Raw genomic sequence first — 15,995 nt, 5'->3', positions numbered from 1 at the left:
TGCTACCATTATGTCAGTGCTCGTCCACCCCGCTGCGTCTATTTGTTTTTTTTTTCAAGAGCCGGGGGCCCCACCGACATCCCCCTTTCCCTCTTCGGGGGCGGGGTCAGATGTGTAAAAGAGACGGGTGGTGCCCCATGGCGGTGGCCGATACCCGCCACCGCCATGGGGCACCACGAAGGTCCGTGCGCCGCCACCGCCACGCACCTGCCAGGCCTGGGCTTCCAGGGGCAAGACCAGCAACACCAGCAAGACCGTCGCCGTGGTTTTCATGGCCGTTCTCCCTGTGGCGCCAGCTGTTGCAGGGGCACCGCGCGGGCACCGGGTGGCGGGACAAATTCAAAGTCCTGGGGCTTGATAGCACTGTCGAGTTGCCAGTGATAGTTGACGCTGTGCCGTGGTTGCTCAGGCGTGTCGCGACGGCTGATGACCAGGCGACAGGGCAGGGGCCGCGGCCCTTGGCGCACCCACAGTTGCCAGTCGATGTCCGGCTGGCGATAGGCGTAGTGGGTGCAGGCGTGGCCATCGAGGGTTTCGCTGCCGATCAGCAGCGCACTGCTGATGCCCACGTCCTTGGCGGTGCCGGGGTGCCAGCGGAACAGGTCGGCCAGGGGCAGTTCGATGCCGTAGCGTTCGCTTAGCTGGTCGAGCAAGCCGCTGATATTGGCCGGCGCGGCTTCGCTGGCAAAGTAACCGCTGCGGCTGTCATACAGGGTGAAGCGTTTGCCGTTATAGGACAGGCTGCGGCGCTTGCCGTCGCTTTCCAGCGAGACCCGCAGCTTGTCCGGCTGGCGTGCAAGTAAACGGGCCTGATGGCTGAATTCGATAACCTGGCCGTTTTCCAGGACCTGGTCGGTGTGGCTGCCGGCGTCGAGGCGAAACTGTTGCAGGCTGCGCAGGTAGGCGCCCATCTGGTCCAGGGCGGCGAGGGCCTTGGGTTCCAGTTCGTCGGCCGATGCGGTCGTGGCCAGCAGTGCCAGGCACATCAGTGAGCAATGAAAGCGGGACATGGCGCACCTCGTTCACAGCATGAAGGTTGGAATCACCGGGATGAATGACAGGCGGAAATTCCAGCGCGGGCTGATCTGATCGTCGGCATGGATCACCGAATACTGCACTTCACCGGAGATACGCACCGGCAGTTTGCCGAAATTGACGATGCGTCCTGCGCCAAGGCTAATCGGGAAGTTGACCCGGTTACCGCCGTCGGCTTTCCAGTCCACCGTGACATTAGGCGTCATGCCGACGCGCCATTGGCTGGGGCCGGGAATGGCGCGCTGGATGAAGTATTGGATATTGGTCAGGCTGACGTCCTTGCGCCGCGAGTCGCCGCCCACCGACCACCAGTGCTGCGGGAAGAACCCCAGGGTCCAGTCTTCGCCCAGGTAGGCCGCAACGAATGCCGGGCCAAGGGAATATTTACCAGTGCCGAGCACGTCCTTCTCGGCGGTGGGAAACATCGCTGTCGGGCCAACGCCCCAGACCAGCTTGCCGCCGTTGGCAAAACGGATTGGCTGCTTGGGCGAGAACACGCCCACATAAGCCATGTCGCCAAAACCCGAGGTTCGATCGAACGGATCGTTGACCACTGCGGGGAAATCGCGGTCGGTCAACACGCCATAGGGGCTCATGCCGATCAGGTTGCCGGCCTTGGCATTGACCGGGGCACTGACGTAGCTCAGGGGGATGCGGTTGATCAGGTTCCAATCCTCGCCGATGGAAATCGGGAAGGTCGGCATGAAACTGTATTTGCCCAGGTAGCGCGTGCCATTGCTGTGGGGGCCTTTGAGCGCGCTGTAGTCGAACTGGTTGAACAGCAGCACCAGGTTGCCCACCGGGTTGTCCATCAGCTTGGCGATTTGTTCGGTGGAAGGGTCGCACCCGGCCTTGACCACTTGCTTGAGGTCGATATCGAAGTCTTGTTGCAGGCGATGGCAGGTTTCGGGGTCGGACTTGGGGGCGGCGGGTGTGCTGCCGAGGTCGGGCAGGCTGGCCGCGGATACGCCGCAACTGGAGAGTATCCCGAAGAGCAGCGGTGAAGCACACAAGCGGGCAAGTGAAATCATGGCGTTACATATCCTTGTAAACGGCCTGAAATCGGGGGACGCGCCCGGCCTAGATCAGCCGGGCGCGTGGTGTTACTTAAGCGGTGTCAACGGCGGCAGCTTCCATTGACCGTTACCCACCTCAGGCTTGGGCAGGTAAATACGCAGCACGGCATAAAACGGCCCCGGCGGGGCCGGCAACCAGTTGCTCTGTTCGGCTTTCGGCGGCTCGTGGTGTTGCAAGGCCAGGGTCAGGCCGCCATCGGCGTCCAACTTGAGGTCGGGCAGCATCCGTGAATTGATCAGGTAGCGTTTCTTGTGGTTGGGCACCAGCAACTTGGTCTTGGCGTCGTACATCGTCAGCGACCAGAACGCTTCGGCGGGCGGCAATTGGTCCTTGGCGAAGTGCACGGTGTAGCTGTGGCGCGCGCCGTTGGCCGGTTTGCCTTCGCTGTCGACGAAGTAGCTCAGGTAGATCGCTTCATCGGTGGAGTTGCCGAAAATCCCCAGGTCGGCGCCGGCGTAGCGGTACAGGTAGTTGTTTTTCAGGCGGTCACGGCTGCCGAACAGGTCGCCGCTGGACACTTGATGGGTGTCGATCTTGTCTTTCTTGAACGCGGCAAACTCGGCGCGGCCATCGGCGATCCCGTCTTCCAGGGCCTTGCGTTGTTCAGCCGTCAACTGGTTGGTCTTGAACGGCGCGCCGGGGGCGATGCCGATCTTGGCAAAACGCGCCAGCAGGTCTTTTTCGCTGTCCTGGGGGGCGGCAAAAGCGAGCATGAAGTTCAGGTAGCGAAACAGCTGCGGACCTTCGGTCATGGTGGCCGTGGGCTTGGGCCACGCGATCTTCGGCACGGCGGCCGGCGCCGGTTGTTTCACGTAGCTGCTCAGGGGCTGCACTTTGTAGCCGGCCTGGATCTGCTTGACCTTGCCCAGGTCTTTGTCATCGAACAGCTGGGTGCGATAGAGCGCGTAGGCGATGTTGCTTTCGCTGTACACCACACGGTCGATGTCGACCGGTTGCTGGCCTTTCCAGTCCGGGCCGGCAACCATGTAGTGGCCGCCGTTGTTACCGGTACTGCGGGTACCCAGGTAGGCGAAGTTCTGCGTGTACAGGTCGATCAACTGCACCGAGTAGTAACGGTTGTCGTCGATTTTCGGCAGGGTCAGCACCTGGGGTTCGCGGCGCAGGTCCATCCACACGAACGAATAGGGGGTGTCCGAGTTCGGGGTGACGAACGCGGTGTCCTTGGGGCTGAACACCTGGGCGGTATTGCCAATACGGTTGAACGGCGCCTTGAAGTTGGCGCCGCCTTTGTCCACGGCCTGCGTGTAGAGGGTCTTGTACATCGCCACTACCGGGTAGCCGTACAGGTAGGCTTCCTTGGCAATCGCCCGCGCCTCGGCCGGGGAGGCGGTGAAGTCGGCCAGGGCGCCGGTGCTCATGAGTATCGAGAGGCTCGCCAACAGCAGGCGCGTCGGTTTTCCAATCATGTTGTTGCGTCCTTCCAGAGATCTTTTTAAGGGCGTGGGATGAAGGCGCCGAGTTAACCGGTTTATTTGCCGAACGTCACGTTAATCCCTGCGAACAACATGAACTGCGGCAAGCCATCCTCTCCGGCAGGCTGCATGGCGAGGCGTCGATGAAATCCGACGGTGCGACAGGCAATGTCCCGCGCAGCAGCACTGCCAGTGCAGTCGATGACCTGAACAGGCGATTTCCCCAATTCCTTGGACGCGGGCCCGAACGTGCAGGAAGGGATGGGGTCGGGCAGCCCTATTCACTAAGCCGTGTAGGGCATGTCGTTTGAAGCTAGCAGTTAAATTCCGACACGCTAGCTATCCGAACGAATTAGTTGCTTGGTGTGGGAGATATCACGGTTTTCAGGCGGGCAGCATCGATTTGACTTTGTCGCGCAGCTGATCGATGGAGAACGGCTTGCCAATCACCTGCATGCCAGGCGGCACGTCGATGTTTTCCGCATAGCCGCTGGCGAACAGGATGGGCAGGACAGGGCGCAGCTCGCGCACCTTGTTCGCCAGTTGCTTGCCGTCCATGTCTGGCAGGCCGACGTCGGTCATCATCAGGTCGATCACTTGGGCGGCGTTTTGGATCACCGCCAAGGCTTCTGCGGCGTCGGCGGCTTCAAGCACGTTGAACTCCAGCTCTTCGAGTACATCGACGATCAGCATGCGCACGATGGCGTCGTCTTCGACTACAAGGATGGTGGAGGCAGCGGGCATAGTGAAAATTCCTGAAAAATGAAGGTGTTGGTCTTGATGGGGTGGAAGGCAACTCTGTAGTGAGTGGTGAGCATGCCAGCAAGTTCCGAACAATTGCTGGCATTGTGACTGTGACGAGCGGGAATGTCCCGAGTGTGTTGTGGGCTGCCGCCAATTTGTCGCCGTTCAATCTTTGCCCGTCCTTGCGCCAATGTGCAGTCATTGCGGTAAAAACCACGGGCAAACATGGCCTCTGGCCCACCTTTGGGGCAAACTCCCGGGTTTCCGCACTTGGCCAAGGCATGCCCATGACACCTGCGTCGTCCGTCGATGAAAAAAGCTTTCGTAACCTGTTAAGCCGAAATGTGGCGCTGCCCTTGGGTGTGGGCGTGCTCAGTGCAGTGTTTTTCGGCTGCCTGATTACGTATCTGCTAACGGTGATCCAGTGGGTGGAGCACACCGACCGGGTCATCAATAACCTCAATGAATCGTCAAAACTGACGGTGGACCTGGAAACCGGCATGCGCGGTTACCTGATCACGGGGGACGAGCATTTTCTCGACCCGTATGAAGTGGCCAAGCCGCGGATCATTGCCGATTTGCGCAACTTACAGGACCTGGTCGCGGACAACCCCCAGCAGGTGGATCGCCTCAAGCGCCTGGAAGCCTTGCAGACCGAGTGGAACAAGTACGCCGAGTCGATGATTGAGATGCAGCGCACCAGCGGCGACTACCGCAGTGCGGTAAAAGCCGGCCGAGGCAAGCGCCTCACTGATGAGATTCGCAAGGAGTACGACGACGCGGTGGCGATGGAGCAGCAGTTCCGTATCACCCGTAACGAGGAAGTCACCCGTACGACCGTTGTCAGCGTCATTCTGTACCTGGCGTTTGTACTGGGGCTCAGTGGTTTTCTGGCGTATATCGGCAGGAAGAATTTAATTTCATTGTCAAAGAGTTATGGCGACAACCTCGCGTCGCAGCAGAAGATCGCACGGCGCCTGGAACAGCAGGCCTGGTTGCGCAACGGCCAGACCGAACTGGCAGAACAGGTGCTGGGACAACTGACCCTGAACATGCTGGGTCGCAATATCCTGCAATTCTTTGCCCAGTACATGGGCTCGGCCGTGGCCGCGCTGTACGTGCGTGAAGAACACGGCGGTCTCAAGCGTGTTGCGACGTATGGTTTCTCCCGCGAACAGGAACAACTGGAGCAAGCGATTTACAACGACGAAGGCATCGTTGGGCAGGCCGCCCAGCTGGATCGCCTGATTCGCCTGGACGATGTGCCGGTGGACTATTTCAAAGTCAGCTCCGGCCTGGGCGAAGGCTCGACCCGCAGTGTGCTGGTGGTGCCGACCAGCGACGATGGGCGCGTCAACGGGGTGATCGAGTTGGGCTTCCTGCGCCCACTGGATGAACGTGACGTCGAATTGCTGGAATTGATCGCTGGCAATATCGGCACCTCCATCGAAGCCGCCCGCTATCGCCAGCGCTTGCAGGAAGTGTTGGCCGAGACCCAGCAGCTCAACGAAGAGCTGCAAGTGCAGCAGGAAGAGCTCAAGACCGCCAACGAAGAGCTGGAAGAGCAGTCGCGCATCCTCAAGGAATCCCAGGCTCACCTGGAAACCCAACAAGCGGAGCTGGAGCAGACCAACGAACAATTGGCCGAGCAAACCCAGACCCTGGCCGACCAGCGCGACGCCATGGACCGCAAGAACGTTGAACTCAGCCAGGCCCAGCACGACCTCGAAGACCGTGCCGACGAACTGCAGCGCTCCAGCAAATACAAATCCGAATTCCTCGCCAACATGTCCCACGAACTGCGCACGCCGCTGAACAGTTCGTTGATCCTGGCCAAGCTGCTGGCGGAAAACCCCCAGGACAATCTGAGCGCCGAGCAGGTCAAGTTTGCCGAGTCGATCTATTCCGCCGGCAATGACCTGCTGAACCTGATCAATGACATCCTGGATATTTCCAAGGTCGAGGCCGGCAAGCTGGAAGTACGTCCGGAGAACTCCAGCGTCGCACGCCTGGTGGATGGCCTGCGCGGCATGTTCGAACCGTTGGCGGCCGACCGCAAGCTGGGCTTCCAGGTCGAGGTGCAGGCCGATACACCGCTCATGCTGTATACCGACCGTCAGCGTCTGGAGCAGATCCTCAAGAACCTGCTGTCCAACGCCGTCAAGTTCACTGAGCAGGGTGAAGTCAGCTTGTCTGTTTCCCGCGCGCCAGGGGAGGGCATCGCCTTTACCGTGCGCGATTCGGGGATTGGCATTGCGCCAGACCAGCAGGAAAGCATCTTCGAAGCCTTCCGCCAGGCCGACGGCACCACCAACCGTCGTTATGGCGGCACCGGCCTGGGACTGTCGATTTCCCGCGACCTGGCCAACCTGCTCGGCGGTTATATCAGCGTGACCAGCGAGCCCGGCAAGGGCAGCCTGTTTACCCTGGTGCTGCCGGAGCAGTACGTCGAGCGCGACGAAGACGCTGCGCCGATTGAGCAGACACGCCAAGTCGTCATGGCGCCCGCACCGGCGCCGGTGAAGATTTCACCGCTGCCGGTAGCCGATACCAACCTGATCCCGCGCTTCGCCGATGACCGTGACAAGGCACCGTTCACCACCCGCTGCATCCTGGTGGTGGAAGACGAGCCGAACTTCGCCCGCATCCTCTTCGACCTGGCCCACGAGCTGGGTTACAACTGCCTGGTGGCCCACGGCGCGGACGAAGGCTACAGCCTGGCCGAAGAATACATTCCCGACGCGATCCTGCTGGACATGCGCCTGCCGGACCATTCCGGGCTGACCGTGTTGCAACGCCTCAAGGAACACGCCAATACCCGACATATCCCGGTGCACGTGATCTCCGTGGAGGACCGCGTCGAAGCCGCCATGCACATGGGCGCCATCGGCTATGCCGTGAAACCCACCACCCGCGAAGAGCTCAAGGACGTGTTCGCCCGCCTGGAGGCCAAGCTGACCCAGAAGGTCAAGCGTGTATTGCTGGTGGAAGACGATGACCTGCAGCGCGACAGCATTGCCCGCCTGATCGGCGACGATGACATTGAAATCACCGACGTTGGCTGCGCCCAGGCCGCTTTGGACCTGCTGCGCACCAACGTCTACGACTGCATGATCATCGACCTCAAGTTGCCGGACATGCTCGGCAACGAGCTGCTCAAGCGCATGGCTACCGAGGACATCTGCTCGTTCCCGCCGGTGATCGTCTACACCGGGCGCAACCTGACCCGCGACGAAGAGGCCGAGCTGCGCAAGTATTCACGCTCGATCATCATCAAGGGCGCCCGTTCACCGGAGCGCCTGTTGGACGAAGTCACACTCTTTTTGCACAAAGTCGAATCCCAGCTGTCCCATGACCGCCAGACGATGCTCAAGACCGCCCGCAGCCGCGACAAGGTCTTTGAAGGGCGCAAGATCCTGTTGGTGGACGACGATGTGCGCAACATCTTCGCCCTGACCAGCGCCCTGGAGCACAAAGGCGCCGTGGTGGTGATCGGGCGAAACGGCCGTGAAGCCATCGACAAACTCAATGAAGTCGACGATATCGACCTGGTGCTGATGGACGTGATGATGCCGGAAATGGACGGTTACGAGGCTACCGCCTTGATCCGCCAGGACCCGCGCTGGAAAAAGCTGCCGATCATCGCCGTGACGGCCAAGGCCATGAAGGACGATCAGGAGCGCTGCCTTGCCGCAGGTTCCAACGATTACCTGGCCAAGCCAATTGATCTGGACCGTCTGTTCTCACTGATTCGCGTATGGCTACCGAAGATGGAACGCATTTAAGTGGAGCGAAGTTTTTTGGATAAAAGCAGCGATATCGAGCTGCGCCTGTTGATCGAGGCGATTTACCTCAAGTACAGCTATGACTTTCGCGACTACTCGGGCGCGTCGGTAAAACGGCGCGTGGCCCATGCGTTGCGCCAGTTCGACTGCGCCACCATCTCGGCGTTGCAGGAACGGGTGCTGCACGACCCGGCGGCGTTCATGCAGTTGCTGCAATTCCTGACGATCCCGGTGAGCGAGATGTTTCGCGACCCGTCGCACTTCCTGGCGATCCGCCAGGAGGTGGTGCCGCTGCTCAAGACCTACCCGTCGATCAAGATCTGGATTGCCGGTTGCAGCACGGGGGAGGAGGTGTACTCCATGGCCATCCTCCTTAGGGAAGAGGGTTTGCTGGAGCGTACGATCATCTATGCCACGGACATCAACCCGGCGTCCCTGGATAAAGCCAAGCAGGGGATCTTTTCCCTGGAGAACGTGCGCGCCTACACCGCCAATTACCAGCAGGCCGGTGGGCAACGTTCATTTGCCGACTACTACACGGCGGCTTACGATTACGCGATATTCGACAAGAGCCTGCGCGAGAACGTGACGTTTGCCGATCACAGCTTGGCAACCGATAGCGTATTCTCAGAAACACAATTAATTTCGTGTCGTAACGTACTGATTTATTTCAATAAAAAGTTGCAAGATCGAGCCTTTGGACTGTTTCATGAGTCGCTGTGTCATCGCGGCTTCCTGGTGCTGGGCAGCAAAGAGACCCTGGATTTTTCCGCCTACAGCAAGCAATTCGAGCCCTTGGTCAAGCAAGAACGGATCTACCGCAAACTATGAATGAAGCGGCTGCCAACCGGACGCTGGTTCCGGGCATAGAGGCTATCGTCATCGGCGCGTCCGCGGGCGGCGTCGAGGCGTTGCTGACGGTATTCGGTGAGCTACCCGTGGGTTTCGGCCTGCCGATCATCGCGGTGCTGCACCTGCCGGACGAGCGTCGCAGCCATCTGGCTGAAGTGTTCGACCGGCGCGTGGCGATGCCGGTGGTCGAGGCGCGCGACAAGGAAATGATCAAGCCCGGCACCCTGTACTTTGCCGGACCTGGCTATCACCTGTCGGTAGAGCACGATCACAGCCTGTCCCTGAGCCAGGAAGACCGTGTGCACCATTCGCGCCCGGCCATCGACTTTCTCTTCGAGTCCGCCGGCGATACCTATGGCAGTGGCCTGTTGGCGATCCTGTTGACCGGCGCCAACCAAGACGGCGCACGCGGCCTGGCCCAGGTCAAGCAAAAGGGGGGTACTACGGTGGTGCAAGACCCCACAGAGGCTCGCGTTGCCGTCATGCCCCGCGCGGCCCTGGCGCTGCATACCCCTGACCACATTCTTTCGCTGAGCCAGATTGGCTTATTGTTGGCTTCCCTGGAATATTCCCCATGTTAAGTACTGTCCAGGCCAAACTGCTGATCGTCGATGATCTGCCGGAAAACCTGCTGGCCCTCGAAGCGCTGATCAAGCGCGAGGATCGCCAGGTGTTCAAGGCATTGAGTGCCGACGAAGCCTTGTCGCTGTTGCTGGAGCACGAGTTCGCCATGGCGATCCTCGACGTGCAGATGCCCGGCATGAATGGCTTTGAGCTGGCCGAGTTGATGCGCGGCACCGAAAAGACCAAGAACATCCCGATTGTGTTCGTCAGTGCCGCTGGCCGCGAACTCAACTATGCCTTCAAAGGTTATGAAAGCGGCGCGGTAGACTTCTTGCACAAGCCGCTGGACATCCACGCGGTCAAGAGCAAGGTCAATGTGTTCGTTGACCTGTACCGCCAAAGTAAGGCGATGAAGCTACAGGTCGAAGCCCTGGAGCGCAGCCGTCACGAACAAGAGCTGTTGCTTACGCGCTTGCAGGCCACCCAGGCCGAGCTGGAGCAAGCGGTGCGCATGCGTGACGACTTCATGTCGATCGTCGCCCATGAAGTGCGTACACCCTTGAACGGGCTGATCCTCGAAACCCAGTTGCGCAAGATGCACCTGGCCCGGGATAACGCCGCGGCGTTTACCCTGGACAAGATGCACGCCATGGTTGACCGCGATGAGCGCCAGATCCAAAGCCTGATCCGCTTGATCGAGGACATGCTCGATGTGTCGCGTATCCGTACTGGCAAACTGTCGATCCGCCCGGCGCGTTTCGACCTTGCACAGCTGGTGCGCAACCTCGTGGAAAACTTCGCCCAGCAGGTGGCAGCGGCCGGTTCGTCCATGCAACTGGACGCCGTGGGGCCGGTGGAAGGTAACTGGGATGAGTTCCGTATCGAGCAAGTGGTCACCAACCTGTTGACCAACGCCTTGCGCTACGGGGCAAAAAGCCCGGTGGACGTGCGGGTCTACAGTGAGCACGGGGAAGCGCGCGTAGAAGTGCGCGACCGTGGTATCGGCATCAGCGAAGACAACCAGAAGCGTATTTTCCAGCAATTCGAGCGCGTGTCCGCCAGCCAAGTGGCGGCAGGCCTGGGCCTTGGATTGTTTATTTCCGAGCAGATCGTTGCCGCTCATGGCGGCACCATCGAGGTCGAGAGCCAGATCGGCGAGGGCGCCCTGTTCCGCGTGTGCCTGCCCTTTGAGGCCACGCCATGAAATCAATCGTCAGCTCGACGCAACCTCTGCGTGACCCCATGGTCGTAATTGCAGCTATTGACCGGACAAAGGCTTCCCATGAGTGAAGATGCACAAGATGTTGTACTGATCGTCGAAGACGACGAATCGATTATGTTTGTGCTGGGTGAGTACCTGGCCGGGCTTGGTTATCGTGTGTTGAAGGCCATCGATGGGGAGCAGGCCTTCGAAATCCTTGCGTCCAAGCCACACCTGGACCTGATGGTCACCGACTACCGCCTGCCCGGCGGCATTTCCGGGGTGCAGATCGCGGAACCGGCCATCAAGCTGCGCCCGGAATTGAAGGTCATTTTCATCAGCGGTTACCCGCAGGAAATCCTCGACTGCAACAGCCCGATCACGCGCAACGCACCGATCCTGGCCAAGCCGTTCGATCTGGACACGTTGCACGAGCATATCCAGCGACTGCTGGCCTGAGTGTGAATTGTCAGGGCGGGGCAGCCCAGCCCTGACAGTGCGGTTGTCAACGTCTCAATCCTTGGCAAAGTCGAGGATGTCTTTGACCTTTTTCGCATCGAAAACACCGGCGCCATCATCGTCACGCAGCTTGAACGTGCCGTCCGGGTGAACTTCAACACCCACAGAGCTGGCGTAGGTCGCGGATATGTCCTTGCGCTGCAGCAGTTCCAGAAGTGGTTGCCTGCCGTGCTTGTCCGTTTGCCCGATTGCCCCCGCAACGCCAACCACGCTTCGCGTCTCAGAACCCCCGACAAAGATGACCTTGCCGCCGTGCGCCAAGTCGTTTTTCATCTCGTCCAGCCATGCAAACCCATCGCGTGCGTTGTTCACCGGCTGCTCCAGGTTACTGCCAGTCAGATGCACGAGCGTTCGCTTCTGATAGATTCCGTCCTGCAAATTCGAGAGCACAACCACCGCCGAGCAGTCACTGAGCCCATCGGTCTTGAGGATCGAGGTGCGGTCGGTCAGTGTGTGCGACTGCCCCATGAACACCTCGGATTTTACCGGTGCCAACGGCGTGCCACTGTCGGGAGGCAGGTCCTTGGGTTTGGACGCGCGAGGAGGAGAATCCGGCGCGGCTCCGAGTTTTATTGACAGCGGTTTTTCGGTCAATTCTTTGACCGTGCTGTCCGGGATACTGGTAGTGCGCTTCCACGAATCGTCACTCACGCTGACTTCAAACTCCAGCCTGCGGGGATCGCTGCTGTGCGTCCTGTACTGCACCGGCAGGTGCTTGTCGGTAAATACCTTTTCCAGGCCGCGTTTCATCGCTTGTGGGCTGGTGAACGTCGCGAGGCCAAAGTTGGGGTCATAAAAGTAGAATTTCCTATTGAGCCCCTCACCCACGACACCGGCCGTCATCGCGTGGCCAGGCGTACTGATCATCAGTGTTTTCGGGCCATCGGCATTGCTCAGTTCGTCAAGCAGCGCTGTATGGCTGAGCTGCCGGCGTGGTTTTCCGGCATGAAACAGGGTTGGGCTGGTCAGCTGTTTTTGCACGTCGGTCAATTGCGAGATGAAGCGCCGCGATGCCGGTGCAGTGGGGTTGGCGGCGGCGGTGAACAGGTTGCCGATCAACGTAGTTTCGGTGCCTTGCTCCATGGCGCTGGCCATCAGCCGCGACAAAGCCGCGCATTGCCCTTGGGATAAAGGGTTGGTTTGGCTGAGGTAGAACACCTGTGGGGCGGGTATGAAACTGCCTCCGGCAGCGCTGATGCTTTCATAGAATCGGCTGACGCCTTTGAAACCATGTTGCACGGCCAAGCGTTCTTCCTGGCGAACCAGGGTACCGATCTCGGCGGGCGTCAGTTGACGGGTGGTCGCCAGCTTCATGACGTCTTGGGACTTCATGTCGCTGCGGTAGCCCGCGATGGTCCGAGGGTCGCCCTCGTTGTAACCACGCAGGAAGTCCTCTGGGTCAGGTGCTGCCTTGTGCTGCTTGACCAGCGCTGACCAGTCCTCACGGATACGCGACGATTGTTTCGATATCGTCGGCGCACTCGGTGCCCAGCGGGCCAATTGGGTTTCGCTGGCGCGGATCGATGGCTGGAAGTCATCCAACGCCTTGCCATAAGGCTGCCCGCTGAACGTATCAAAGGCGTGCCACTTGCCTTGGGTCAGCACGGCCGGTCCTTCGACGATGGTGTCTTCGATCTTGAATGTGCCTACCGCGCTGGCGTCGTAGTGCTTACTGGCCTTGAGCAGGTCATAGCTGTCGGCATTACCCCGCAACAGACGGTAGGCTTGAAGGCTGCCTTTTTTCCCGCCGCGCAATAGGTTCGACAGCAATGCGCCCACGCCGTCCAGCGGGTTGAGCGAGCCTATTGCCGCTCGCCCGATGATCCTGGCAGCGCGACCGATGCGGGCAGCCGCAGTGGCGCCCGCCTGCAATGCCTTGGCGCCCTTGGCCGCAGCGCCGGCGCCGACCAGGAAGCCGAAGGCATCAAGCGCCAAGTCGAGGATGCCTTCGCCAATGTTGCCGGCCTGGAAGTTCTTCACTGCCGAATACAGCGGCACCAGGTTCAGGAGGAATTCCCGGCTTTTTTTATAAAATGGCTGGCGGCTTTCAAACGTGGTCTGACCCCGCGCCTGGCCTTCAAACCCGCGGATATCGGCACTCTTCACTAACGCCGCGCCAATGTAGGCGGTTCGGTCACTGGCATAACTGTTGGGAATGCTGGCATCCGCCTGCGGCTTCTCATCAGTCATCGTTGCTGCGTAGCGGCCCTCAGGCACCACCCGGGGATACTCAGAAGCTGTAATGCCCGCCCGGGTTCCCTCGACCCGTTCGCCGGGCACTACGTTTTGCTTGTCCTCACGCTTGCGAATCGTGTTTTGCTGCAGGTTGATCTCGTAGACGTTGGCGGCGCCGTTGCGCTCTAGCCTGAGCAGAAGGCTGTTGTTGTGGGGCACGGTGTGTTTGGTGACCACGCCGAAATTATCGGTTTTAACCCGCACCTCCTTGAAGATGTCGAGCTTGCCTTGCTCGATGTTCCTGCGGTCTTCAAGGGGCAGCGTGGCAATCAGATGCTTCACCTGGGTGCCAATGGCTTTCTCCATGTTGCTGGCGTACGCAGGAAAGGCCTTGGCAAAGACCTCGTCGATATTCGGCAAGTCACGCGAAACTTTCAGGCGATCAATCGGCACGCTGGGGTCCGTGGATCTCCAGCCGCGGCCGAGGGCCCCTTCAAAGCCCCGGTTCAGATAGATATCGACGATGGAGTGCGGGCCCACATCATCCCGGTCCTGTGCCTTGGTCTCAGACTCGATGCACGGTTTTTCATAGTCGATATCTTCGCCATATGCCTTCTTCAGTGCCTGGATTGCCAATTCACGGCGCGTTGGCATGTCGGTGGCAAAGGTGTTTGAGGCGCTGCTCAACTCCTCGATTTGCTTGGCGAATGCCGTGCGCACGGTGGTCATCTGTGCCTGCGAGTACTCATCCTTGGCGTTTACCGCAATTATCCCGTTGGCCACGCCCCAATCCGTGAGCGCGGTGTGTTGAGCGGTGTATTCGACGGCCTGTTCTTGGGCGGTGATGGGCGCAAGATCCGCTTGCTGCATCACCTGGGCGTACGTCATCAATGCCGTCGAGCCCGGTGCCTTGGCCTCCAGGCGCGCCACGGCGACCGTCAGGCTGAGCCATGAATGGGAGCCATAGGTGATGCTGGCAGGGATGTCTTTCACCAGAAAGGCCGGCGCCCGATGGGCCAGCAGCAAGTGGGTGGCTACTGGGGCAAACTCGGCGCTGGTTCTTTGTAGGCCTTGCAGGTGTTCGGCAAGTGCCTGGGTGATTGTCGAGGGGTGCTTGCCGATGTGTTCAGGGCTGGCCAGGTTAAATCCGGCGACGGTGTTGCGGGCAGAGTGGCCGGAGCGGTCCAGCAATGTCTCTTGGTCAAGGGACAGCTGCAGCGCTGCGAGCAGCCAATCGCGAACACCGGATTCGCCCGGGATAGTGCCGTGTTTATGTTGCAGTGCCTTGCCCAGATCTTGCCCGGCCTTTGAGTTGACGATGTCCTCAATGACCCTGCGGGGCCGGGCCAGTGTCGATTTGTCCAGTACCAGGTTGCGTGTCAATTGATTGAACAGGCCGTGTTGCTCGCCCCTCGGCACCATCTGTAGCGGATGGTAGTAACTCGCCAGTTGGTCTTTTTTGCTGGGAGGCACCGGCCACGACAACGCCCCACCCAAATCGCCATACAACGGGCTGGCGGGCGTGGCCGATGTGGCGCTTCTGTAAAGGTTGCGCAACTCGTCCAGCGTCGTTGGCATCAACCAGCCGTTATCCTCAATAAAGCGCTTGAGGCTGACGGTGGCGCCAGGCGTCATTCCTTGCTCGCGATAATACGACGAGCTCGGATCCACCGGCATCGAGGTGTTCTCCAGCGAGCGCGCAAGCGCGTCGCCCTCGGCGCCCGAGACCAACGATGACAACAATGGGTCGATGACCTTGTTGCTGAACGTGTTGCGGTTATTCAAGTCCCCCATCTGCCCTTGCTGGTGTTCAAGCGTGTCGGTGTTGTCAGGTTGTTCGCCAAAGGCCTGTTGCTGCTGTAACTGGGCAACGCGCTCAGTGACTGCGCTCTCGGAGGAGGGAAGGGTTTCGCCATAGAACGCCGCCACTTCTCGCACCGTCGCCGCGCTCCCCGTGGGAGCGGACACGGTGACCTGGCCATTCGCAAGGACGCTGGCCGCCTGCATGATCAGCGGCCAGGACAAGGGCAGGGTGTGGGCGGCGCTGCCCACAAAGGCGCCGAAATAGGTGCTTGGGTTCGGCGCAGCAGAGGCCTCACCCGCCGGCGGCTTGACCGTCATAGAGGCGAAACCCTGGATGGTGGCCGACGGCGGGAAAAACCGGATGGGCTGGGAGAGGTCAATGTTGTTTTGCCGCGCCCAACTCGTGAAGTCAGGCGCTTGTAGCAGGCTCGCCAGATGTTGACGCCACTGCCCGTACGTCGAGCGCGGCGGGATCGGCTCAACTGGCTGTTGGCCGAGGGCGCCGATCGTCCCACGGCCGGCAAGCAAACTGGTGGCATACAAACCCGCCAGTTGGCTGTCGCCTTCGGCTTGCGGCGTGCGTGCCGGACTGTGAGCGAAGGACGCTGGAGCCGTTGGTTCGGCCGTGAGCGGTGCGTGCGGCGCGACAACATTGTTGGGAAGGCGGCTGGCTGAAAGAGACATCGGACACTCTCGCTGCGGACGTGGAATAAGGCACCCGCCCGCCAGCAGTTTTGGCCAGGGCGTCCCTATTCGTGTACCGAAGCAGCCACTGGATTCCAGCCGTCTTACATCATGCAATAACCT

At 60.2% G+C, this 15,995-nt stretch carries 11 protein-coding genes; 5 read left to right on the top strand and 6 right to left on the bottom strand.

What is annotated here, in order from left to right; genetic code table 11:
* Nucleotides 1-54: 54 nt before the first annotated feature.
* The 5 genes from J1G37_RS24380 to J1G37_RS24360 all read right to left on the bottom strand — a co-directional run bounded on the left by J1G37_RS24380 (nucleotide 55) and on the right by J1G37_RS24360 (nucleotide 4,289).
* The gene (locus J1G37_RS24380) at nucleotides 55-273 is read right to left on the bottom strand and encodes a hypothetical protein (RefSeq protein ID WP_207045890.1); all 219 of its coding nucleotides are present in this window, start codon (nucleotides 271-273) and stop codon (nucleotides 55-57) included.
* Nucleotides 270-1,010: a DUF2092 domain-containing protein gene (locus J1G37_RS24375; protein WP_207045886.1), complete on the bottom strand. Its 741-nt coding sequence runs from the start codon at nucleotides 1,008-1,010 to the stop codon at nucleotides 270-272. The genes J1G37_RS24380 and J1G37_RS24375 overlap by 4 nt, the downstream gene beginning before the upstream one ends.
* A gap of 12 nt (nucleotides 1,011-1,022) precedes the next feature.
* Nucleotides 1,023-2,066 (bottom strand): hypothetical protein, encoded by a 1,044-nt coding sequence (locus J1G37_RS24370; protein ID WP_207045884.1) that lies wholly within the window; start codon nucleotides 2,064-2,066, stop codon nucleotides 1,023-1,025.
* A 72-nt stretch (nucleotides 2,067-2,138) separates the two neighbouring features.
* Nucleotides 2,139-3,539 carry a DUF1254 domain-containing protein gene (locus tag J1G37_RS24365; protein ID WP_207045882.1) on the bottom strand — a complete coding sequence of 467 codons (1,401 nt, stop codon included), beginning with the start codon at nucleotides 3,537-3,539 and terminating at the stop codon, nucleotides 2,139-2,141.
* Nucleotides 3,540-3,929: 390 nt separating this feature from the next.
* Nucleotides 3,930-4,289 carry a response regulator gene (locus tag J1G37_RS24360; protein ID WP_207045880.1) on the bottom strand — a complete coding sequence of 120 codons (360 nt, stop codon included), beginning with the start codon at nucleotides 4,287-4,289 and terminating at the stop codon, nucleotides 3,930-3,932.
* Nucleotides 4,290-4,576: 287 nt separating this feature from the next.
* Here J1G37_RS24360 and J1G37_RS24355 point away from each other — a divergent pair, with 287 nt between their 5' ends.
* From J1G37_RS24355 to J1G37_RS24335, 5 genes are all read left to right on the top strand, one after another.
* Entirely contained in the window at nucleotides 4,577-8,074 is a 3,498-nt protein-coding gene (locus J1G37_RS24355) for a response regulator (RefSeq protein WP_207045878.1), read from the top strand.
* Between the two features lie 15 nt (nucleotides 8,075-8,089).
* On the top strand, nucleotides 8,090-8,905 hold the full coding sequence (locus tag J1G37_RS24350; RefSeq protein ID WP_032865050.1) for a protein-glutamate O-methyltransferase CheR: 816 nt from the start codon (nucleotides 8,090-8,092) through the stop codon (nucleotides 8,903-8,905).
* Nucleotides 8,902-9,507 (top strand): chemotaxis protein CheB, encoded by a 606-nt coding sequence (locus tag J1G37_RS24345; protein WP_207045876.1) that lies wholly within the window; start codon nucleotides 8,902-8,904, stop codon nucleotides 9,505-9,507. The genes J1G37_RS24350 and J1G37_RS24345 overlap by 4 nt, the downstream gene beginning before the upstream one ends.
* Nucleotides 9,501-10,694 (top strand): hybrid sensor histidine kinase/response regulator, encoded by a 1,194-nt coding sequence (locus J1G37_RS24340; RefSeq protein ID WP_207045874.1) that lies wholly within the window; start codon nucleotides 9,501-9,503, stop codon nucleotides 10,692-10,694. Before J1G37_RS24345 ends, J1G37_RS24340 begins: the two co-directional genes overlap by 7 nt.
* A 78-nt stretch (nucleotides 10,695-10,772) precedes the next feature.
* Nucleotides 10,773-11,150: a response regulator gene (locus J1G37_RS24335; RefSeq protein WP_029290496.1), complete on the top strand. Its 378-nt coding sequence runs from the start codon at nucleotides 10,773-10,775 to the stop codon at nucleotides 11,148-11,150.
* Nucleotides 11,151-11,204: 54 nt separating this feature from the next.
* On the opposite strand, the gene J1G37_RS24330 is transcribed toward J1G37_RS24335, so the two are convergent.
* Entirely contained in the window at nucleotides 11,205-15,872 is a 4,668-nt protein-coding gene (locus J1G37_RS24330; protein WP_207045872.1) for a hypothetical protein, read from the bottom strand.
* Nucleotides 15,873-15,995: the final 123 nt, after the last annotated feature.

The sequence above is a fragment of the Pseudomonas sp. Marseille-Q1929 genome, from assembly GCF_017316265.1.
Taxonomy (GTDB): Bacteria; Pseudomonadota; Gammaproteobacteria; order Pseudomonadales; family Pseudomonadaceae; genus Aquipseudomonas.
Note: the sequence above shows the minus strand (reverse complement) of the source record. Positions and strands in the feature narration are given on the sequence as shown.